General features: G+C 66.3%; 28 protein-coding genes and 1 pseudogene. 8 read left to right on the forward strand and 21 right to left on the reverse strand.

Annotated features, from left to right (window positions below):
* Positions 1–216: 216 nt before the first annotated feature.
* From HF999_RS10940 to HF999_RS10965, 6 genes are all read left to right on the forward strand, one after another.
* The gene (locus tag HF999_RS10940; protein WP_168545910.1) at positions 217–435 is read left to right on the forward strand and encodes a hypothetical protein; all 219 of its coding nucleotides are present in this window, start codon (positions 217–219) and stop codon (positions 433–435) included.
* 508 nt (positions 436–943) lie between these two features.
* On the forward strand, positions 944–1129 hold the full coding sequence (locus HF999_RS10945) for a hypothetical protein (RefSeq protein ID WP_168545911.1): 186 nt from the start codon (positions 944–946) through the stop codon (positions 1127–1129).
* Complete coding sequence (locus HF999_RS10950; RefSeq protein ID WP_168545912.1) at positions 1126–1404, forward strand: hypothetical protein; 279 nt, start codon at positions 1126–1128, stop codon at positions 1402–1404. Before HF999_RS10945 ends, HF999_RS10950 begins: the two co-directional genes overlap by 4 nt.
* Entirely contained in the window at positions 1401–1808 is a 408-nt protein-coding gene (locus HF999_RS22535) for a VRR-NUC domain-containing protein (protein WP_168545913.1), read from the forward strand. Before HF999_RS10950 ends, HF999_RS22535 begins: the two co-directional genes overlap by 4 nt.
* Positions 1809–1869: 61 nt before the next feature.
* A complete protein-coding gene (locus HF999_RS10960; protein ID WP_246207620.1) occupies positions 1870–2373 on the forward strand; it encodes a DUF3846 domain-containing protein in 504 nt (167 codons plus the stop codon).
* A gap of 105 nt (positions 2374–2478) precedes the next feature.
* Positions 2479–2994, forward strand: a complete 516-nt coding sequence (locus tag HF999_RS10965) for a hypothetical protein (RefSeq protein ID WP_168545915.1) — start codon at positions 2479–2481, stop codon at positions 2992–2994.
* A gap of 101 nt (positions 2995–3095) precedes the next feature.
* Here HF999_RS10965 and HF999_RS10970 read toward each other — a convergent pair whose 3' ends face one another.
* The 7 genes from HF999_RS10970 to HF999_RS11000 form a co-directional block, all read right to left on the reverse strand.
* Positions 3096–3413 carry a hypothetical protein gene (locus tag HF999_RS10970; protein ID WP_168545916.1) on the reverse strand — a complete coding sequence of 106 codons (318 nt, stop codon included), beginning with the start codon at positions 3411–3413 and terminating at the stop codon, positions 3096–3098.
* A 92-nt stretch (positions 3414–3505) separates the two neighbouring features.
* On the reverse strand, positions 3506–3754 hold the full coding sequence (locus HF999_RS10975; RefSeq protein ID WP_168545917.1) for a hypothetical protein: 249 nt from the start codon (positions 3752–3754) through the stop codon (positions 3506–3508).
* 4 nt (positions 3755–3758) lie between these two features.
* Complete coding sequence (locus HF999_RS10980) at positions 3759–6053, reverse strand: type IV secretory system conjugative DNA transfer family protein (RefSeq protein ID WP_168545918.1); 2295 nt, start codon at positions 6051–6053, stop codon at positions 3759–3761.
* 49 nt (positions 6054–6102) lie between these two features.
* On the reverse strand, positions 6103–6282 hold the full coding sequence (locus HF999_RS10985; RefSeq protein WP_168545919.1) for a hypothetical protein: 180 nt from the start codon (positions 6280–6282) through the stop codon (positions 6103–6105).
* A gap of 3 nt (positions 6283–6285) precedes the next feature.
* Positions 6286–6504, reverse strand: a complete 219-nt coding sequence (locus HF999_RS10990; protein ID WP_168545920.1) for a hypothetical protein — start codon at positions 6502–6504, stop codon at positions 6286–6288.
* Positions 6501–6743, reverse strand: coding sequence for a hypothetical protein (locus HF999_RS10995; RefSeq protein ID WP_168545921.1), 243 nt, complete (start codon positions 6741–6743; stop codon positions 6501–6503). The genes HF999_RS10990 and HF999_RS10995 overlap by 4 nt, the downstream gene beginning before the upstream one ends.
* Positions 6740–7093, reverse strand: a complete 354-nt coding sequence (locus tag HF999_RS11000) for a hypothetical protein (RefSeq protein WP_168545922.1) — start codon at positions 7091–7093, stop codon at positions 6740–6742. Before HF999_RS11000 ends, HF999_RS10995 begins: the two co-directional genes overlap by 4 nt.
* Positions 7094–7305: 212 nt before the next feature.
* On the opposite strand from HF999_RS11000, the gene HF999_RS11005 reads away from it, so the two are divergent.
* Together HF999_RS11005 and HF999_RS11010 are read left to right on the forward strand one after the other, a co-directional pair.
* Positions 7306–8046, forward strand: coding sequence for a hypothetical protein (locus HF999_RS11005; protein ID WP_168545923.1), 741 nt, complete (start codon positions 7306–7308; stop codon positions 8044–8046).
* A gap of 218 nt (positions 8047–8264) precedes the next feature.
* A complete protein-coding gene (locus HF999_RS11010; protein WP_168545924.1) occupies positions 8265–8696 on the forward strand; it encodes a DUF4190 domain-containing protein in 432 nt (143 codons plus the stop codon).
* Positions 8697–8710: 14 nt separating this feature from the next.
* Here HF999_RS11010 and HF999_RS11015 read toward each other — a convergent pair.
* The 14 genes and pseudogenes from HF999_RS11015 to HF999_RS11080 form a co-directional block, all read right to left on the reverse strand.
* Positions 8711–9697 (reverse strand): annotated as a pseudogene (locus HF999_RS11015) (YifB family Mg chelatase-like AAA ATPase); the annotation flags it as partial.
* Positions 9697–10065 (reverse strand): YraN family protein, encoded by a 369-nt coding sequence (locus tag HF999_RS11020; protein WP_168545925.1) that lies wholly within the window; start codon positions 10063–10065, stop codon positions 9697–9699. The gene HF999_RS11020 and the pseudogene HF999_RS11015, both read right to left, overlap by 1 nt.
* Positions 10066–10178: 113 nt before the next feature.
* Positions 10179–10484 (reverse strand): DUF2469 domain-containing protein, encoded by a 306-nt coding sequence (locus HF999_RS11025; protein ID WP_013126285.1) that lies wholly within the window; start codon positions 10482–10484, stop codon positions 10179–10181.
* Between the two features lie 43 nt (positions 10485–10527).
* On the reverse strand, positions 10528–11211 hold the full coding sequence (locus HF999_RS11030; protein WP_168545926.1) for a ribonuclease HII: 684 nt from the start codon (positions 11209–11211) through the stop codon (positions 10528–10530).
* A 6-nt stretch (positions 11212–11217) separates the two neighbouring features.
* On the reverse strand, positions 11218–12093 hold the full coding sequence (gene lepB / locus HF999_RS11035) for a signal peptidase I (RefSeq protein ID WP_168545927.1): 876 nt from the start codon (positions 12091–12093) through the stop codon (positions 11218–11220).
* 62 nt (positions 12094–12155) lie between these two features.
* Complete coding sequence (gene rplS / locus HF999_RS11040) at positions 12156–12497, reverse strand: 50S ribosomal protein L19 (protein ID WP_019203499.1); 342 nt, start codon at positions 12495–12497, stop codon at positions 12156–12158.
* A gap of 55 nt (positions 12498–12552) precedes the next feature.
* Entirely contained in the window at positions 12553–13536 is a 984-nt protein-coding gene (locus HF999_RS11045; RefSeq protein ID WP_168545928.1) for a hypothetical protein, read from the reverse strand.
* Between the two features lie 74 nt (positions 13537–13610).
* Complete coding sequence (locus HF999_RS11050) at positions 13611–16028, reverse strand: Tex family protein (RefSeq protein ID WP_168545929.1); 2418 nt, start codon at positions 16026–16028, stop codon at positions 13611–13613.
* A 9-nt stretch (positions 16029–16037) separates the two neighbouring features.
* Complete coding sequence (locus HF999_RS11055) at positions 16038–16457, reverse strand: hypothetical protein (RefSeq protein ID WP_168545930.1); 420 nt, start codon at positions 16455–16457, stop codon at positions 16038–16040.
* Positions 16441–17325: a hypothetical protein gene (locus HF999_RS11060; RefSeq protein WP_168545931.1), complete on the reverse strand. Its 885-nt coding sequence runs from the start codon at positions 17323–17325 to the stop codon at positions 16441–16443. The genes HF999_RS11055 and HF999_RS11060 overlap by 17 nt, the downstream gene beginning before the upstream one ends.
* Positions 17322–17600: a hypothetical protein gene (locus tag HF999_RS11065; protein ID WP_168545932.1), complete on the reverse strand. Its 279-nt coding sequence runs from the start codon at positions 17598–17600 to the stop codon at positions 17322–17324. The genes HF999_RS11060 and HF999_RS11065 overlap by 4 nt, the downstream gene beginning before the upstream one ends.
* On the reverse strand, positions 17597–17908 hold the full coding sequence (locus HF999_RS11070; protein WP_168545933.1) for a YbaB/EbfC family nucleoid-associated protein: 312 nt from the start codon (positions 17906–17908) through the stop codon (positions 17597–17599). Before HF999_RS11070 ends, HF999_RS11065 begins: the two co-directional genes overlap by 4 nt.
* Positions 17909–17983: 75 nt before the next feature.
* On the reverse strand, positions 17984–19123 hold the full coding sequence (locus tag HF999_RS11075) for a HAMP domain-containing sensor histidine kinase (RefSeq protein WP_168545934.1): 1140 nt from the start codon (positions 19121–19123) through the stop codon (positions 17984–17986).
* A complete protein-coding gene (locus tag HF999_RS11080) occupies positions 19120–19791 on the reverse strand; it encodes a response regulator transcription factor (protein ID WP_168545935.1) in 672 nt (223 codons plus the stop codon). Before HF999_RS11080 ends, HF999_RS11075 begins: the two co-directional genes overlap by 4 nt.
* Positions 19792–19845 lie beyond the last annotated feature (54 nt).

Here is a 19845-nt window from a genome sequence, read left to right on the forward strand (position 1 = left end):
GATTGTGCGACGAGACTACCTCTGTCGGTAACGCCAATCCGGACTGCGACACATATCAGCAGATTCGTCAATTAGCCGGATCGCTAGCGAGTAGCAGGAATTTCTTGTCTAGCTACAACGCAAGAACACCAAAAGGCCGGCCAGTCAATTCGACGCACTGATCCGACTTTTCCACAACCATCAACTAACCGCAGATCACTGCAAGGATGAATTCCAATGGAGATCAACCCACACTTTGGACAATTTGAAGAGCCGACCGCCGGGGAGGTGCGAACAAAGTTTGTAGAGCTTATGGCCGTACTGCCGTCACCTGATGAGATGAACGATCTACAACTCGATCGGTGCGCTGAAGTACTCGCACAGGTGTCGATCGATACTATCGACGCCCTGAAGCTGATGGAGGCCGAGATCGTACGGCGCGGTTTGGACGATTAGCAACAGTCGCTACAACGGGACTTGAGAGTATTGCAAATCTCGTTAGAATTGACCATAATACAACCAACAACTTAATAACGGAGATCCCATGAACACTACATCGCTTCTATCGCAGCACCGACTCGAATACGAAGACGCTCAACCGCCAGCCTTCTGGAGAGCAGTACGCGTCAGCCTACGTCACTCAACTAAGGTCCAGAGGCTTCTTGCTCGACTAGCACAGAGGTAGGTAGTGCGCAGGTGCCCGTCAGACCGCGAGGGAGATGCCCCCTCGGCACCGGCACACTTACCTCAGATCGACGATTAAGTACAGCTCATGGTTTTGTAGTCCCGTGAGCTGTACTGGGTGGTCGAGTAGCGATGCCTAGAGCGTTTTCTCCGTTTAAGTTGACTCTCTTCGGCCACCCTTCACGACAGCTTGTCGACCTGCTTTTAGGGATGAACTCACCTCAGGCCTGACAGTAGATCAATGGGCTGCCGATAATTGAATGTAAACAAGGACTCGATCATGGAGAAGGGCGCACCACTAGAGCACAACGATCCACGCCGCGAACGCGGCATTCAAAAACTGCAGCGATACGTGCTATTCGAGCATTTCATGCAGGACGTAGACAGCGGCCACGTTAGCCGCGACGATGCCATTGCCAGCCTCACCGCGCTCAACTTGATCACGCCACGAGGCGAGCCAGAATGAGTCCGATCGACCGCCTTCACATCGATCTGACCATCCCGCCAACAGAAGATGACGATCAGCTTTCCTTCGGCAACGAGCGCGCTTTCCTGGAGCTGCAAGATCCCCAGTACATCAAGGCTCTTGGCGCCAGGGCACTGGTGGCAGCTCAGCGATTACTGACGCTCGCTTACACGGCACGGGATGTCTTGCAAGACTGGGACGAGGTACCTGCGGCCCGCCGCAAGAAGATCGATCTACTCAATGCCGTACCTAACCTCATTGAGGATGCTCAGTGAGCAGCAACACGACCCCGCTAGAGCGCGAAGAGCAAGCCCGCCTCGTGGCTTGGCTGGAGGACCGTGGAGTCCGTGTCACTGCAGTGCCAAACAGCACCTTCACCACGAGCCACAAACAGAAGTCGATCAACCGAGCTACTGGTTTGCGACCGGGCTTCCCGGATCTGATCGTGCTCATAGCGCCGAGCCAGTCGCACGATGGCCGCGGTTACCTGCTCATGCCTGAAATGAAGCGCTTGAAGGGTGGCGTTGTGTCACCGCTGCAGCGCGAGTGGATCGCAGCACTCAACGGGCTCGGTACAGAGCAGGTAGAGAGTGTGGTCGCACACGGAGCTGACGAGGCTATCGAGTACGTCAGCGGCTACTTGTCCGAAGACACCATCCGGAACGGCAGCCCCTTCTAATTCGCGGAGAGCACTCTGCGCCCAACCGGGCGTAGAGCACATCTTCACGAGAGGAACAGCTATGAGCACTATTCGCGCAGTCCACGTCCCCGCTGACGAGGATGAGGCGGTGTCAGTTCTCGACATCGGTGCAGGCGACTACCAGGCGTGGCAGAAGCGCGTCGGTGGGACGTTCGACGTCATGAACATCTATCGGCCCGATGCCGGCCTGGTGATCCATGACGAAGGCAAGATCATCGGGTTGCCGTTGAACCGCCGAGCATCGCTACTGCTATGGGTACACAACAGCCCATTCAGAGGCGTAGACACCATCATGGGCGAGTGTCTGATCGTGGGCGCTCCGGACGACGAGGGTGAAACGCAGAGCTGTCCAGCCGAGCTGCTCGAGAGCCTGACCCGGCCGCATGGTGAGTGGCGGTACGAGGTCAAGGTGCACGGTGAGCCCGGATGGCACGGCAACCAGATCGTCCACTCCAATGTGTGGGACGCGTACAACGATGGTCTTGCACTTGCAGAACGCTGGTTGCGTGTAATCGACGTACGTGTCGTGCCGGTCGCAGCTTGATCCCGTGACAAAGCCCCAGTCCAAACGACTGGGGCTCTTCAATTTCTTGTACCGCTGGTCAGCCAACCGATAGACCCGACACGGCCCCTGTGCTACTTTCCGCCCATGAGAACGCCGTACGCAATCGCCGCGTCCCTCCTCGCCACAGCTCTCCTCGTCTCGGGCTGCTCAAGGAGCACCGATGACGGTGGCGCACCCGCCACGAAGGCGAAGGCGGGCAAGGAGGTGCTGTTCGGGGCGAGCTGCAAGGAGGCGGCGCACGATTCCTTAGAGGTCCGAGTTCCACGAGATTCCCAAGATCCGCGATCAATCTTTGCGCTTAGTCAGAAGCAGCCGGAAAAGTTCGGATTCAAAGAACCTACCGCACTGGAACTAGGCCCCTCTGGTGGGACTATTACGGAGATCCCAGAGGATAAGATCGATATTTTGCAGACTAGCTGGGAGAAGCTCTTCGAGAAGGCAGACCCCGAGAAGATGAAGACTTCAATCTACCGTGATTGGGTCGTTGGCTTCTACGGCGATCCAGACACGAAGCCTGACGGCCGGTTGGCCGAGGGGACGTACTTGTGCGCGTTTCAGAACTCGCCAGACGGAAACGGACCAGGCGCAAACGGGTCGTAGGGAATCCGGATTGAATCGACGCAGCGCAGTAACGTGAAAACCCCTCCTGCCTCCGAGCGTGGCAGCTCAAGAAGACAGGAGGGGCGCTTGTTGGGTTGGGATCACTCGCCAGGGCGGTAGCCCTTGCGACGGCCTCGGGTGCCGTCAGCTCGCTTCAGGATGTCGACTGAGACCACCTTGGCGAGTTCGGTTTTCGTCGCGAATACCGTACGGGAATCCCCGTTCGCTGCTCGAAACTCCAACTCCACCAGGCCAGACACGGTCTTGATCGACTTCGCCTCGACCTCGGACACGTCGATCTGCTTCGGTTCGTCGAGGTCATCGTGGTTCTTCACGACGATGTTGACGTACGTACCTTCGTCCAGCTCTTCGCCGGACACATCGCTTACGCGACGATTAACGAGGGCCATTGCGCTCACCTACTCCAATCTAGTTGCGACAGAACACATTTGTGTTCCATGCACTTAGTTATGCATAAACGGACTCGCATGTAAACGCCTATAATGCCTGGTCAGAGGCGGATTGATCGGACAGTGTCCAACGCGTTGTCGAGTTCACTACGGAGAAGGTGTTCAAGTTCGTCCGCAGTCGATCGCAGTGCGACGATATCGTCGTACGTCGCGTTACCTTGACGGAGCCGCTCGGCAGCATGTCGAATCTCGCGCGCTTCGGTGGCGATGCTCTCGGCCCGGATCTCTACGTTCGTCGCCTCAGTGCAAACCTGATCGGCAAACCGATGGAGTTGCTCGACTTCATTCATCCTGTCATCCCTCGCTATCGAAAGGCTCGATTGGCTCATCCCCGCCGAGCGCACCGTCTCTGTCCTGCTGTTCCGTCACTCCGCGAGTAGCGCGCACCTCTTGGTCGACCTGGGCCTTGCTCTTCGCGTACCGGGCGTTGGAGTGCCAGACCGCCCGCTCCCCCAGTCCGTACCCATCCGCTTCGGGGATGGTCTTCAAGCTGAGCACTGGGCTCTGCCCCTGCTCGGTCATAACCCGGCCGACAGCGTTGAACTGCTCAAGGTTCTGCAGCAGCTCCTTGTTGACGTTGCGGTCTCCGAACTGATTCGCAAGCACTCCTGCGGCCTCCGGACCACAGGTGAAGGTGAGCTGAGTGCGAGCGTTCGTGCCGATTGCGTATCGAAGGTCTCTGCTCAATCGCTCCGGATACTGTGTCGCGAGCACCAGGCCGAGGTTGCGTTTTCGTGCAGTTGCGAGTGCATCGATCACTAGGCCATCGATCTTGGTGAACATGTGACACTCATCGATCAGCATGAAGTTTGCGAGCGCAGGGCGGATCGTCTTCGCTGAATCCCAGAAGATGCCGACGAGCATCGATCCGACAACCGAGGCGACCGTCTCGGGGACTCCCTTCAAGTTGACCAAGACAATCTTGTTCTGCTCCAGAGCATCTCGCGGGTTGAAAGCTGATGTCGGCTGGTTGAGCATGTAGCGACTCTGCACTGGTAGCAGCAGCTCGTACAGACGGCGGTAGACCGGTTCGAACTCCCTGAGGCGACCTTCTCTGTTACGACCGCCCATATCCGATCGCCATTTCTTCATGAAGGATCGAACCTCTACGTCCGTGATCGAATCATCGATGTGCCTCGCCCACACCACGTCATCGCGCCGCGTTGGGTTCAGGTAGGTCGGGAGATCTGCGATGGTGCTGCCAGGCACTGAACCGATCGCTCTAAGCGCGTGCCCGAGTAGGACGCGAGTGTTGATCGACTGGTTCTCGTAGATGCTCTCGAAGATCGTGACAAGACGGCTCGCGACGTGTTCAGGGCTTTCCAAGTCGAGGTAGTTCAGGCCTACAAAGTTTGTGTCGTCGGCATAGTCGAGGACGATCACGTCCTGCAGTCGGTGCGGTGGCACGTGGGCGAGCACCCGCGTGATCAAGTCGCCATCTGCTTCGAGCACGAGGAGACCGTGGCCTCCGGCTATAAGTTGCTCAGCCATCCCAACAGCGACAGTCGTCTTTCCTGTTCCGTTCGAGCCGAACAGAGCCGCGTGCATGATCATTGCGCCCGGCGTCAGCGCGACCTTCCGCTCACTGCCGGGCAGTGTCGACCGACCAATCACGATGCCATCACGAGGAACGACCTCTGGGACCGGGAAGTGCCGCGTATACCGCCGTGCCAAGCCAGCGACGTAGCCCTTGCCGAGCGGCCAGGCGAGGGCAGCGGTTAGCTCGGTGGCCGTCATCTGCATCCGCATCTGGTTTGGTGTCGATGCCAGCGCGAGCTGCTCCCCCGCCGAACCTGCTCGTTGCCACTTCGCCTTGATCGACGTATGAGGGCCGCTCTCTGCCCGCAGTGCGCGAAGAACGAAGCCGACCCGCGCCTCTGCAGCCTGGGCGCCGCCGAGACTGCTCGCCGCGATTCGGCCGGCGACGAGGTAGTTCTGTTCGTTCAGCTTGGAACGACGAGTTGAGACCTCATCCGACGTTGCGAAGTTCAGGCCGAGCAACGAGTCGACGAGATTGAACTTGGTGCTTGTCGCGCCCGGTTGAGGCAGCTTGTTTCGACTTGTGGGCGTGATGACCCACTGCAGGACAATCGTTTCGCCATCACGGGTGCCCTGCATTGATGAGAGGATGCGACTCGACAGATCGGCCGTGTCCGCAATCTGGAGCATCCTGTCGGGAGCCGACATTGCGAGATCCACGAGTGCCGTTGGTTGCCAGTCCGTGTCACTGACCTCGATCGGCTGGTAGTCGAGCCCTGGCACCGCCGAGACGAGTTGAGCGATCACATAGGCGGAATCAGGACTTGGAATCCGGAGCCTATGCCGGATCACACCGTCTTCTGCGACGACCTCGAATACTGTTGTCGGCACTGCAGTTTGGAGCATGCCTCGTGGCGCGACACCTCCGAGCGCGTAGATGAAGCTGACTACCTGCTCAGGGGCTACGTCGGTCGGGAAGGTGACTCCATACGTCACTCGCTGCCGGTCGAGTGCTTCCTGCTTTCGCCCCAATGCCCTCACCACCTCTCTGCCGATGAAAGACGTTGCCAATAGAGAAGCGGCGAGGGTGAGGATGAAGAGGTAGACCATCTACCCCTCATCTTCTCACCTTCGCCGCCTTACGGAAAGCGCGCACCTCCTACCCCTTGTACCGAGAGTTCCACTGCCGGAACATGATCACGACCAGCACGATCACCACAAGGCCGATCACGATGGCGAGCAGGTACTGACTGATCATCGCGATCAACGCTTGGACGAACAAGCTGACCCCGAACAGCAGAAGTGCGCCGACGATCAGCTTGTCCAGTAGGCGGTTCATTCCCTAATCGTCCCGTTCGTCCCAAATCTCGCCGAGCAGATCCACATCCCGCTTATAGCGCATCACTTGCAGCTTGAGCTTGCGCTTGCGCTGCCTCCGGTCACGCTCCTGCAGTAGCGGCAGCACGAACTTGTTACCAATCCATACCGCAGCCACGATGAACGCGATGACCCCAGCCAAGTAGACCCACCCGAGCAGGTTCACAATCTCGTCGTTGCTCATTTCCGACTCCTCATCCTTCCGTTCTGGACCTCTACGGCGAACTGCAGCTCCGAGAGCGCGTGCCTGCTTGCCTGATCACTGAGAACCTCAGCGGCCTCTGCCATCGTCAAGGCATCCGGATCAAGCGGTAGTCGTTGAGCCTCTACCGAGTCCGCCTCCGGTGAGGAGGCGATCCCCGCCGCAACCAGGATGGCTATCGCCACCATCCCGATCACGGCGACGACCCACTCAGCGCTCATTGATCCAGCGCCCGCTCGTACATGTTCACGATGAACTTCGCGTGCGCTTGTGCATCGATCTGGTCGACACGGTTCGCGTACTTCGCCGCCAGTTCCTGCTCTTCCTGAGTGTCAGCCATTCGATCGAGCTGATTCACGAAGTCTCTGGACTGCTTGTACATGTCGACCGTCAGTCCGTGTCCAATCGCTTGGCTTCGGACCAGGTGCTGCGCCCCCTTCATGTCGCGCATGCTCGCAACCACGTTGCGATGCTCAAGGTCACCGAGCGCGCTCGCCGTCCTCTCAGCCCGCCTGCTGACCTGCGTGTTGGCGTTGCGCCGCACCGCAGGTTGGATGTGCTTCTTACTCAATCGCCCGCTCCCGTCTTGATGATCGCCGTCACCTCTTTGGCAACACCGTCAAACTAGCGTCATGCGGCTATTTACGTCAAGTGTGAGGGTTGACGTGAAACGAAACTGACAACCCTGATGCACGCGGGTGGGTCCACCATTGCCACGAGATTCGGAGCCTTTCACCTGCTAGAGTGACGACAGAAGAGACAGACACGACAATGGAGGGTTAGTTGTCATCGATCGATCCAAAGGACTGGTCGGATGCGATTCAGGCTCGCATAGTCACGGAGCTCAAGGAGATGCGTCGGGACGGGTTGACCGTCGAGTCTCTCCGGCGATCCCCCGTGCTTATGACCGGCTGGAACTCATACGATGCCGCCAAGCGCGACCTCGAAGGATTGATCAACGATGAGGCCAGCAACCGATCACTCGCGTGGCTCGCCGCCGCGTTGGTTCCTCCACAGCAGCTTCAGTCGCTCGACCTCACGCGACGGCGTGAGCGATTCGCGAGCACTATGAACATCAGCACACGCACGCTGATTCGTCATGAGGACGAGGCGATCGACTGGCTTGCAGAGCAGATCACAAGCAGGATCCTCAAGACGAAGGCAGGAGTAGAGCTAGCCAAGAGTCTGCGGTCCGAGTTCCATGCCGACTTGATCGATCGCGCAGTAGCGAACTTGGACCGCCAAGGACCTGCGCCGAAGAAGGGTTCGAGCGCAGAGTCACGCGCACCCCGACCCGGTGCGAGGCCAACTCCTCCGCCGACGGCAGAGCAGCGCATGTCGATCGCCGACGCGCTTGATGCTCAGGATGAGGTTAACGAGAAGATCCGCAAGGCGACCGCTGGACTTCGAGACCTGATCACCCGGATCGACGAGTTGGTGGGCAAGCGTGATGCGCTGCTCCTTGAGACAGAGGCACTACATGACCAGGCACGACGGCTCCAGGCGCGAATCAAGTTGGGCTAGTTCGGTATCGACTGAATGCCCTTACCGTGAGATAATTAGCATAGATGAACACATCTCAAATCAAGCAAATCGTTGAAGACTCGGCCGCATCCAGCTCGGTACCTACCAAGCTCGTCAACAAGCCCGCCATCCGTCGCATAGCTCGGCTTTTGTCCCGCTGAACTGCACCGATGTGGGTCGCCTAACGTCTTGCCGCCTATCAGGTATGGTCCTGCGTCATGGACTACATATCGATCGCCCTCGGCTGGATACTTGTGGCGGCAGTAGCTGGATACTTCATACGTAGAGCAGCAAAGAAGGTGGGTCAAAGGGCGGACTCCAATAGCAGCCCAATCGGGTACGCTCCCGACGGACAGCCTGTCTACCAGGTAGTTGGCTATACGCCCGACGGACAGCCGGTTACGTCAGATCGAGTCGTCGGCGGTCGTCCCTACAGCCCGCATACCAACTCGCTAGCGGTCGTTGCTCTTGTTCTCGGATTCGTGGCTGGACCCCTGGCGATCCCCGTCGGGCACATTTCTCGGGCACAGATTCGCAGGACAGGAGAGCAGGGCGGAGGTATGGCGCTCGCTGGTCTGGTGTTGGGCTATCTGTCGGTGACGGCACTCGTCGCGACTGCGGTCACGTTCGCAATCCTCTCGAACGTCTGACTTGAACACTCGTACCTGACATTCGCATCGTCGCCGCGATATCCTGCAGTCCCTACCGTGGGGTGTCTTTGATCCTTCGACTCGTCGAGGAACAGCACGCCCCGGTGCGCGAGTGAGACCGCGCCGGGCCGGGCCAGGCCGCTGCCCCCGCCGACCAATGCGCTGACCGACGAGGTCTGGTGCGGTGCGACGAAGGGCGCGACGGTCACCAGCGGCCGGTCCGCGCGCAGGCTCCCCGCGATCGAATGGATGGCGCTCACCTCGAGGGCCTCGCGCCGACCGAGTGGGGGCAGGATCCCCGGCAAGCGGGACGCCAGCATCGTCTTCCCGATCCCGGGCGGTCCGGTCATCATGATGTGGTGCGCGCCCGCCGCGGCCACCTCGAGGGCGTACTTCGCCTCCGGCTGCCCCACGACATCGCCGAGATCCGGCACGTCGGGATCGGGCCCGTCGACGGGGAGCGGCCCCGGGGTCGCCAACGCGCCCTCGCCCGACAGCCAGGCCACGACCTCCGCCAGGTGCGCGGCGCCGAGGACCTCGATGCCGTCCACGAGCCCCGCCTCGTCGAGGTTGGCCAGTGGGACGACGGCGCGCCCGAATCCGGACTCCTTGGCCGCCAACACCGCCGGCAGCACGCCGCGCACCCCCCGCACGCGCCCGTCGAGGGCCAGCTCACCGAGCAGGACGGCCCCCTCGACGCGGTCCGACGGTGCCTTCTCCGCGGCGAGCAGGATGGCGACGGCCAGCGGCAGGTCGTAGACGGACCCCACCTTCGGCAGCGTCGCCGGCGACAACGCGACCGTGACCCGGGTATCGGGGAACTTCATCCCGATGTTCACCACGGCCGCGCGGATCCGGTCGCGGGACTCCTTGAGCACCGTGTCGGGCAGCCCCACGAGGTGCACCGCGGGGAGCCCCGCGCCGATGCAGCCCTCGATCTCGACCACGGCACCGTCGACCCCGGTGATCGCGACGGAGTGCACCTTGCTCAGCGCCGACATCACGCCACCCCCGCCCGGTACTCGAGCGTGACCGGGCCGCCCGGCGGCGTGAAGACGGACGCCACGTCGATCCGGACCTGCGCGAAGGCCCCCTCCTTCTCGGCCAGCCACCGCGAGGTCAGGGCCCGCAGCTGGGCGACCTTGCGGGGCGTGACCGCGTCGAAGCCGGTGCCGAAGGCCGTGCCCGATCGCGTCTTCACCTCGACGATCGCGAGCAGCCCGTCCGGAGCGCGAGCGATCACGTCCAGCTCGCCGCGCAGGCCGCCGCCCGAGTACCGCCAGTTCCGATCCAGCACCGTCCACCCGCGGTCGGTCAGGAAGTCGCAGACGACGTCCTCGCCCACACGCCCCGTCTCGTTGTTCCCCATGGACCGATCCTGCCGCCGGGGCACGACTGGCTACGCCGGCGAACGCGGCGCCTGTGGAGGAAAGAAATTATGTACGCAAATGTGTGGACGGAGCCCCGCCGCACGGGCGGGCGCTAGTCCGGAAGCCGCAGATCAGGCTTGTCCAGCTCCTCGATGTTGACGTCCTTGAACGTGACCACGCGGGCCTGCTTGAGGAACCGCGCCGGGCGGTACATGTCCCACACCCAGGCGTCGGTCATCCGCACCTCGAAGTAGACCTCGCCGTCCGCGTTGCGCGGGATCAGATCCACCCCGTTGGCCAGGTAGAACCGACGCTCCGTCTCCACCACGTAGGTGAACTGACTCAGCACGTCCTTGTACTCGCGGTACATGGACAGCTCCATCGCGGTCTCGTACTTCTCGAGATCCTCTGCGCTCACGTCGCCCTCCTCACCTCGGGTCACCGAACGTAACCGCTCCAGATTACCGCGCCGCCGCGGCGCCGGCCGCCGACGCGGCCAGTGCCGCCCGCACGTTCTGGTAACGCATGCGGTGCTGGCTGCTCGGGCCGAGCTCCGTCAGCGCGGTCATGTGCACGGCCGTCGAGTACCCCTTGTGCACCGCGAAGCCGTATCCGGGGAAATCGCCGTCGAGCTCCGCCATGACCCGATCGCGCGTCACCTTCGCCAGCACACTGGCAGCCGCGATGCACGATGCGGATGCGTCGCCACCGATCACGGGTAGCGACGGCACACCCAGGCCGGGCACGGTGAAACCGTCGATCAGCACGTACCCCGGACGCACCTGCAGGCCCGCCACCGCGCGACGCATGCCCATGATGTTCGCCACGTGCACCCCGATCCGGTCGATCTCCGGCGCCGGGATCGACACCACCGACCAGCTCACGGCCAGTTCGAGGATCTTCGGATACAGCTGCTCGCGCGCGTTCTCGGTCAGCTTCTTCGAATCATCGAGGCGCGCCAGCGAGGGAGGGATCCGCGCCGGCAGGATGCACGCGGCCACCGTCATCGGACCCGCGCAGGCACCGCGCCCGGCCTCGTCGATGCCCGCGACCGGACCGAGCCCCGCCCGACCCAGCACCGTCTCCAGGGTGCTCAGGCCCGACGATGCCCGCACCACCGGCCGCGGCGGCCACCGGTCCCGCACCGCGGATCAGCCCTGCTGCGGGTTGATCGCCTTGACGGTCTGCCAGCGGCTGAACGGGTAGATGATCGCGACGACCTTGCCGCGGATGTCGGCCTTGGGGATCGTTCCCTGCAGCTCGTCCTCGAGGTGGTAGCGCGAGTCCGCCGAGGCCATCCGGTTATCGCCCATCACGAACACATTGCCCTCGGGGACGGTGATCGGCCCGAAAGGCTTGCCCCAGCACGCGTCCTGATCCTTGGCGAAGGCCTTCGCGTTGTCCGCGATGTACGGCTCGACGAGCTTGCGGCCGTTCACCGTGACACCGGTCTCGGGGCGGCACTCGATCTTCTGACCGCCGACGGCGATCACCCGCTTGACCAGATCGTTCTCGTTCGGCGGCTGCAGGCCCACGTACGACAGAGCCTCCTGGACGCCGCGGATGACGGTGTTGTCCGAGCGCACCTTCTGCACCGGGTCGAGCCCCCACGACGCGGTCGGGCCCTTGAACACGATCACATCGCCCGGCTTCGGGTCACCGGTGAAGTAGCTGATCTTCTGCGTCACGATCCGGTCGCCGGTGCAGCCCGCGCAGCCGATCAGCGTGGGTTCCATCGATTCCGACGGCACGTACCACTGCCGGCCGACGAAGGTCTGCAGGCAGAAGCTCAGCACCAGCGCGACCAGGATGATCGCTCCGACCTCGAGCGGCCAGTTGGTCTTCTTCTCCCGCTCGGCCTTCTCCTCCCCACCGTCGTCCGACGGTGCCGGGTCCGGCGCGGCGTGTCGGCCGCCGTTGCGGGTGGGCTCGACGGGGCCGTCGGCCCCGGAAATGCCGGGACCCCCGGCCTGCGATACGGGATCGCTGGGCTCGGGGGTCTCCGGGGAGTTCGTCTGCTCGGGCACGGGTACACACTACCGAGCAGGCGGGTCGGTCTCGTCCAGGCGGACGGTGACCGGCGCTGGTGTCAGCGCTTCTCCTTGATCTTGGCGGCCTTACCGCGCAGGTCGCGCAGGTAGTACAGCTTCGCGCGACGGACGTCACCACGGGTGAGGACGTCGATCTTGGCGATGTTCGGGGAGTGCACGGGGAAGGTGCGCTCCACACCGACGCCGAAGGAAACCTTGCGCACGGTGAAGGTCTCGCGCACACCGCCGCCCTGGCGGCGGATCACGACGCCCTTGAACACCTGGACGCGCTCCTTGCTGCCCTCGATGACCTTGACGTGCACGTCAAGGGTGTCGCCGGGGCGGAAGTCGGGCACATCGCTGCGCAGGGACTGCTGGTCAATGAAGTCGAGCGTGTTCATCGCTGGATCATCCGTTTCTTACATGTCTTCGCGAGCAGAGGACCCTGGCGGCCCGTCACGACGACTGCCGCGGGGGTTCGACCGGTTCGTACTCCTGTCCTGCCGACTGCTCCGCAGTCGGATACACCCGGGCAGCACGCAGCCCGGGCAACCTGTTGATTGTGCCAGATCGGCGCCGATTCTTCGAAATCGTCAGGCGGCGGGCCATGGACCTGGGTCGACGGGGCGGGGCCGGCGCGGGCACGACGGTGCGGTCCAGCTCGCGCTCCGCGTCCTCCCGCAGGTGCGGCAGCAGGTCCGGGCGGCCGGCCATCAGCTCCTGGAGGGCGATCTTCACCCGGATCAGCGGGCGCCGCAGCCGGCGCTCCCGGCGCAGCGCGCGCGCCATCCGCCGGGGCTTGCGCTGATAGCGCCACCGCGCCCACGGCGAACCCGGCCGCGCGAGCCGGATCGCGCCGATCAGCAGCAGCGGGAAGAAGAACATTCCCACGAGCCCGGTCCAGATCTTGCCCTTGAGCAGCACGATCGCGGCCGTACCAAGGCTGATCACGCCGAACAGGATCTGCGCCGCCCGTTCCGGCGAGTCCCGGAACCCGGCGGTGTCCACCAGGTCCAGCGGGCGCAGACCCAACAGGAGCAGTCCCGTCACCGCGACCGCGACGAACACGGCGTCCACCGACGCGCGCCCCTCCTCCTGCCAGTACACGTCACGCAGATACAGGATCAGCGCGAACTCGTCGAGGATCAGCGCCGCGCCCAGCCCGAAGACCCCGGCCAGCACCGCCGCCGTCGTCTGGGTGGCCCGGTCGAAGTTCGCGATGAGGCCGATCGCCGAGCCCATGCACAGCACCACGCCGTACACCATGTGGTGCAGGTGCAGGCCGCCGGGCGTGACATTGCCGAACCACCACCGCACCTCGGCCCGGATCAGCCGCACACTGATGCGGATGCACACGAAGCCCGCGATCAGCCCGACGAAGAAGGCGAACAGCGGCAGCCGTCCCCCCTCTATGATGTCGTGCTGGAACCAGGTGGACATGCCTCCAACCTAGCGCTGCGACCCATCACCGCAGGTCAGTCGCCCCTGCGGCTGCGGCCCCGACGACGACGCCGTCACTTGCCGAAGCCGGCCTGGCGCAGCGCGTCCGCCATCGAGCCCGACGGTGCCTGCTCGCGCCCGCCGCGCTGCCCGCGGCCGTCCTGCTGACCGCCACGATTCCGCCCGCCCTGGCCGCCCCGGTTCTGCCCACCGCGCGACTGCCCGCCGCGATCGCCGCCCCGCTGACCGCCGCGGTCGCCGCCGCGCTGCCCGCCCTCGCGCGGCCCGCGCTGCTTGGGGGCGGCATCGTCGTTCAGGCGGAGCGAGAGGCCGATGCGCTGCCGCTCGACGTCCACGTCGACCACCTTGACCTTGACGACCTGCCCGGACTTGACCACCTCGTGCGGGTCGGAGACGTACCGGTCCGACATCGCGGACACGTGGACCAGCCCGTCCTGGTGTACGCCCACGTCGATGAACGCACCGAAGGCCGCCACGTTGGTCACCACGCCCTCGAGCACCATGCCCGGCTTCAGATCGGACACCTTCTCGACCCCGGCGGCGAAGGTCGCGGTGGCGAACGCCGGCCGGGGGTCGCGGCCGGGCTTGTCGAGCTCGGCGAGGATGTCCGTCACCGTCGGCACGCCGAACCGCTCGTCGGCGAGATCCGCCGCGATGTCCGCCGGGCGCAGCTTCGCGAGTGCCGCGGTGTTGCCGATGAGCTCGGCCAGCTGCAGACCGGACCGGTCGAGGATCTTCCGGACCACGGGATAGGCCTCGGGATGCACGCCGGACGCGTCCAGCGGGTCGTCGCCGCCGCGGATCCGGAGGAAGCCGGCGCACTGCTCGAAGGCCTTCGGGCCGAGCCGCGGGACGTCCAGCAGGCCGGACCGGCTGCGGAACGCGCCGGACCGGTCGCGGTACGCGACGATAGCCGCGGCCAGCGACTCGGTGACGCCCGATACGCGGGCGAGCAGCGGCACCGACGCGGTGTTCAGGTCCACCCCCACGGCGTTCACCGCGTCCTCGACCACCGCGTCCAGCGACCTCGCGAGGCTGGCCTGCGACACGTCGTGCTGGTACTGGCCCACGCCGATCGACTTGGGGTCGATCTTCACCAGTTCGGCGAGCGGGTCCTGCAGGCGGCGGGCGATGGACACGGCGCCGCGCAACGAGACGTCCATGTCCGGCAGCTCCTGGGAGGCGTACTCCGACGCGGAGTAGATCGACGCGCCGGCCTCGCTGACGACGGCCTTCGCGGGTACGCGCGCGCCGGCCTTCTTGATCTCCCCGAGCAACTCCGTGGTCAGCGCGTCGGTCTCCCGCGAGGCGGTGCCGTTGCCGATCGCCACGAGCTCCACGTCGTGCCGGGCGATGAGCGCCGCCAGCAGCGCCTTGCTCTTGTCCCACTGGTTCTGCGGCTGGTGCGGGTAGATGATGAGCGTGTCGAGCACCTTGCCGGTGCCGTCGACGACGGCGGTCTTCACGCCGTTGCGGAAGCCCGGGTCGAGGCCCAGCGTGGGCCGTGTACCGGCGGGGGCGGCCAGCAGCAGATCCTTGAGGTTGGTGGCGAACACGGTCACCGCGTCCTCCTCGGCGCGCTGCCGCAGCCGGGTGCGGGCATCGACGGTCGCCGAGACCATCAGCTTGGTGCGCCACGCCCACCGGGCGACGGTGCCCAGCCACTTGTCGGCCGGCCTGCCCTGGTTCGAGATCCCGAGCGTGGCCGCGACCAGCGCCTCGTAGGAGGCGTCCTCGCCGCCGTCGAACTGCAGGGAGAGCACCTCCTCCTTCTCCCCGCGCAGCACGGCCAGCACCCGGTGGCTGGGCATCTGCTCGATCGGTTCGGAGAACTCGAAGTAGTCGCGGAACTTCTGCGCCTTCTGCGGGTCCGCGCCCTCGCGGACACCGGTGCGCAGAGTCGACTCACCCCAGAACTTCTCGCGGACCGTGCCCACGAGCTCGGCGTCCTCCGCGGCCCGCTCGACGAGGATGTGCCGAGCCCCCTCGAGCGCCGCCGCCGCATCCGCGACGTTCTCCCCGAGGAACTCCCCCGCCAGCTCCTCGGGAACCAGCGTGGGATCGGCCAGCAGCCGTTCGGCGAGCGGGGCGAGGCCGTTCTCCCGCGCGATCTGCGCCTTGGTGCGCCGCTTGACCTTGTACGGCAGGTAGATGTCCTCGACGCGCGCCTTGGTATCGGCGGCCAGCAACGCCGCGCGGAGCTCGTCGGTGAGCTTGCCCTGCTCCTCGATCGAGGCGATGACGGCGGCCCGGCGATCGTCGAGCTCCCGCAGGTAGCCGAGCCGTTCCTCGAGCGCGCGCAGCTGCGCATCGTCGAGGCTGCCGGTGACCTCCTTGCGGTACCGGGCGATGAACGGCACCGTCGACCCCTCGTCCAGCAGCTGGACCGCTGCGGCGACCTGGTTCTCCCCCACCGAGAGCTCCTCGGCGATGCGGGCGGATACGGACTTGCTCGGCGCGCTCGAATTCACGCGGCCACCCTACCGGCGGCCACCGACGAGTTCGGCGATCACCGGCTCCGTGGCGCCGCACACCATCACCGCCTCGTACGCGATGTCGGCCAACGCCTCCCCGCCGTCGCGGACGAGGAAGTGCAACGCCGACAGCGCCCGCGCCGCCTGGAAGCCCAGGACGTAGCCGGTGTGATCGCCGTCGCGGCGGCACCGGTGCGCGGCCCGGTCGAGGTGCTCGGCCGCCGCGGCCAGACGGTGCGCCTCCCCGCGCCGGCAACCCGGCGCCCGCCGTTCGTCGAGGAGCACCTCACCGGCGTCGTCGAGCCGCGGGTCCGCCGCGCGATCCAGCGCTCCGGCCACGAGCCGAACGCCCGCGGCGTGCCGACGGTCCGCCGCCACGGCGGCGACGGCCTCCGCCAGCTCCGGCAGGCTAGTCGACCTGTGCATCGACGTCCCCTCCTCCCGCCGCCCACGCGTCGCCCGACCAGCTCGGCGCGAAGCCCGACGCGCGCAAGTGATCGCACACCTCGTCGGGCGGCGGGGTCGCGCCGACCACGGGGCCGGGCGCGAAGCCGCGGGCGGCGCAGAAGGTGGCGATGGACAGCTCCGGCCAGTCCTCGTTCCCGGCCGCGAGCTCCCCGTCGCGCAGCACCACGCCGGGCCGTAGATAGCCGTCGAGCTCCGTGGTGCCGATCAGCCGCCAGGGCCGGCCGGCCTCGTCCACGACCTCCGCGACCGCGATCCGGACCCAGTCCCGGGCCGCGCCGCCGATGGCCGCGCACAGCTCCCGCAGCCGCAGGTCCAGGTCGGCGGGGGCCGCGACGGGCACGACATAGTGCGCTGCGCGGTGCGCACCGTCGGCCCCGAGGGACCGGCCGAGCACGCCCAGGCCCCCGAGGGGCGCCATCGCGCCGACGGCGGAGCCGTGCCCCGCGGCGAGCTCCCCGGATCGTCGCTCCGCCTCCTCCGCCGCGTCCTGCGCCTCGGCCCGGCCCCGCAGGTCCGCGAGGTCTGCCGCCTCGTCGGCCGCCGGATCGCCGGGCGGGCGCCCGCCGCGGGCATCGAGGCGCGCGAGCGCGGTCCGAGCGGCGATGCCGGTCATCCGCTCCCTCGTGTCCTCGACGAGCACCGCGTAGTCGCCGACGAAGGCGGCCCGGGCCTCGTCGAGCTCGCCGGCCCGGAGCAGCACGTCCGACGGTGCCCGTACGCCCAGCCGGGAGGCGATCCGCCGGGCCTCGGCGTGCGCGGCGCGGTACTGCTCGGCGGCGCCGGCGAATTCGCCGGGCGAGCGGGGCCAGAACTCGGTGTCGCTCATCCCGCCGCCTCGATCGCCCGGGCGGCGGCGCGATCCGCGGCCGTCGCCGTGCGGGAGCCGTCGCGGATGCGCTCGGCGAGCGCCCGCAACTCCGCCACAGACGACGCGTGCAACTCGCGCGCAGCGGCGTCGGACGCGGCGGGGATCGCGCCGAGCGCCCGCGCGTACCGGTCCTCGGGGAGCGGCAGGGCGGCCGGTGCGGGCATCGCCTCGGTGAGGGCGTCGACGGTGCGCGCGAGCCGCTCCCACGCCGCCGGATCCAGTTCGAAGATCATGCGGGGGTCCGGGCGAGCTCGGCGCGCCGCGCGTAGTACTCGCGCAGTGAATCGGCCGCGCGCTGCGCGAGCTCGACGATCAAGGGCCCCAGCCGTTCCGGCGGGTGCGCCCGGGCCGACGCCGGCGCCAGATCGACGTCGACGACGTGCCCCCGCACGTCGACGGTCACGGAGACCGTCCGGTCCTGCGACCGCGCGGTGACCCGCGCCGTGCGGAACTCCTCGTCCAGGCGGGCCAACTCCGCCTCGCGCCGCTCGACCTCGGCCAGGAGCGCGGCGGCACCGCGCGCACCGTCGACAACAGTCATGATTCCCCCGAGTCCCGGGCGCCCCCACGCCCGCTGCGGCCATCATGCCGCGCCGCTCGGTTCGTGGGGACCGATCTACGGAATCGGTGCCGGCGCGGGCAGTTCCACGCGCAGGCGCGCCCCGCCCGACGGTGCCTCCCCGACCCGGATCGTCCCCTCGTGCGCCCGGACGATCTCGGCGGCGATGGCCAGCCCGAGGCCGGAGCCGCCGTCGTCGCGGGACCGGCCCTCGTCGAGGCGCAGGAACGGGGTGAACACCTGCTCCCGATCCTCCGGCGCGATGCCGGGGCCGTCGTCGTCGACGTCGAGGACGACGGCACCGTCGACCTCCCGGACGGTGAACGAGACGGCCGACCGGGCGTGCCGCGCCGCGTTGTCGACGAGGTTCTGCAGCAGCCGCGTCACGTGCTGCCGAGATCCCACGACGAGGGTCGCGGGATCGACGTCGACGGTGTACGCGACGTCCGTCGGGGGCCGCACGGGCCCGAGCACCTCGAACAGCGGCAGGATCTCGCGCTTGGGCTTCTCCCCCGCCTCGAGCCGGGCGAGCGTCAGCAGGTCGGTGGCCACGGACTGCAGCCGATCCACGTCGAGCAGCGCCTCCCGGACCGCGACGACGGGGTCCACCTGGTCCGGATAGGCGGCCGCCACCTCGAGGTCGGCGCGGACCGCGCCGATCGGCCCGCGGAGCTCGTGGGCCGCGTCGGCGACGAACCGCAGCTGCCGGTCGGACGATTCCTGCAGCAGCTCCAACGTGTCGTTCATGGTGCGGGCCAGGCGGGCCACCTCGTCGTCGCCCGCGGGCTCGGGGACGCGCAGGCTCAGGTCCCCGGAGGAGAGCTCACGGAACCGCTGCTCGATGGCGCCGACGGGCCGCAGCACCCGGCCCGCGACGAACCACGCGATGAGCCCCGAGATCGCCCCGGCGAGCGGCGCGGTCGCGAGGACGGCGATCCGGCCCCACTCCGAGAGCGCCTGGCGCACCTCGAAGGCCGTACTGGATCCGGGCACCGACGGACCCTCGACCGGCGACACCCCGGTGGTTCCCCACACCGCGCCGCTCGAGGGCGGCACGTCGGTCGCGGGGGTGATCTCGCCGAGCACGACATCGGTGAGCAGCCAGATCACCGCCAGCGCGATGACGGCGTAGCCGATGAACACGATGACGCCCGTCAGCAGCGCCAGCCGCATCCGGACGGACCCGAGGTGCCTCACGGGCGGATCCGATAGCCGTAGCCGCGCAGCGTCTCGATGGATGCGGTGGCGAAGGGCGCATCGACCTTCCGCCGCAGTGCGCTGATGTGGACCTCGATGCGGTTGTCGGCGACATCGGCGGCCTCGTCCCACACGGCCCCGGCGAGGTCGGTCTTGGACACCGGCCGGCCGGGCCTGCGCGCCAGGGCGGCGAGGATCTCGAACTCCTTGACGGTCAGCGGGATCGGAACACCGGCGCGGGCGACGGTGCGACCGGTCACGTCGATCTCCAGGTCGCCGACGGTGAGGACGACGGCCCGCTGCTGCCCGGCGCGACGCATCAGTGTGCGCAGGCGCGCGAGGAGCACGACATAGGAGAAGGGCTTGGTCAGGTAGTCGTCGGCGCCGGCATCGAGCCCCTCGGCCTCGTCGTACTCGCCGTCCTTCGCGGTGAGCATGAGGACGGGCGTCCAGTCCTCGCGGGCGCGCAGCGCGCTCACCACCTGGTAGCCGTTGCGCTGCGGCATCTGGACGTCGAGCACGACGACGTCGAATCGCGTCACCTCGGCGGCCAGGAGGGCGGCGGCACCGTCGCCGACGGTCTCGACCGCGTAGCCCTCGCAGCGCAGGCCCTCCGCCAGGCCGCGCAGCAGGCGCTGGTCGTCGTCGGCGATCAGGATGCGGGGCAACGGCCCTCCCTCCACTCGAGCGCGGGCGGCACCGCCTGCCCTATCCGACTCGAC

The sequence above is a fragment of the Tsukamurella spumae genome (assembly GCF_012396015.1).
In the GTDB taxonomy this organism is placed as follows: Bacteria; Actinomycetota; Actinomycetes; order Mycobacteriales; family Mycobacteriaceae; genus Tsukamurella; species Tsukamurella spumae.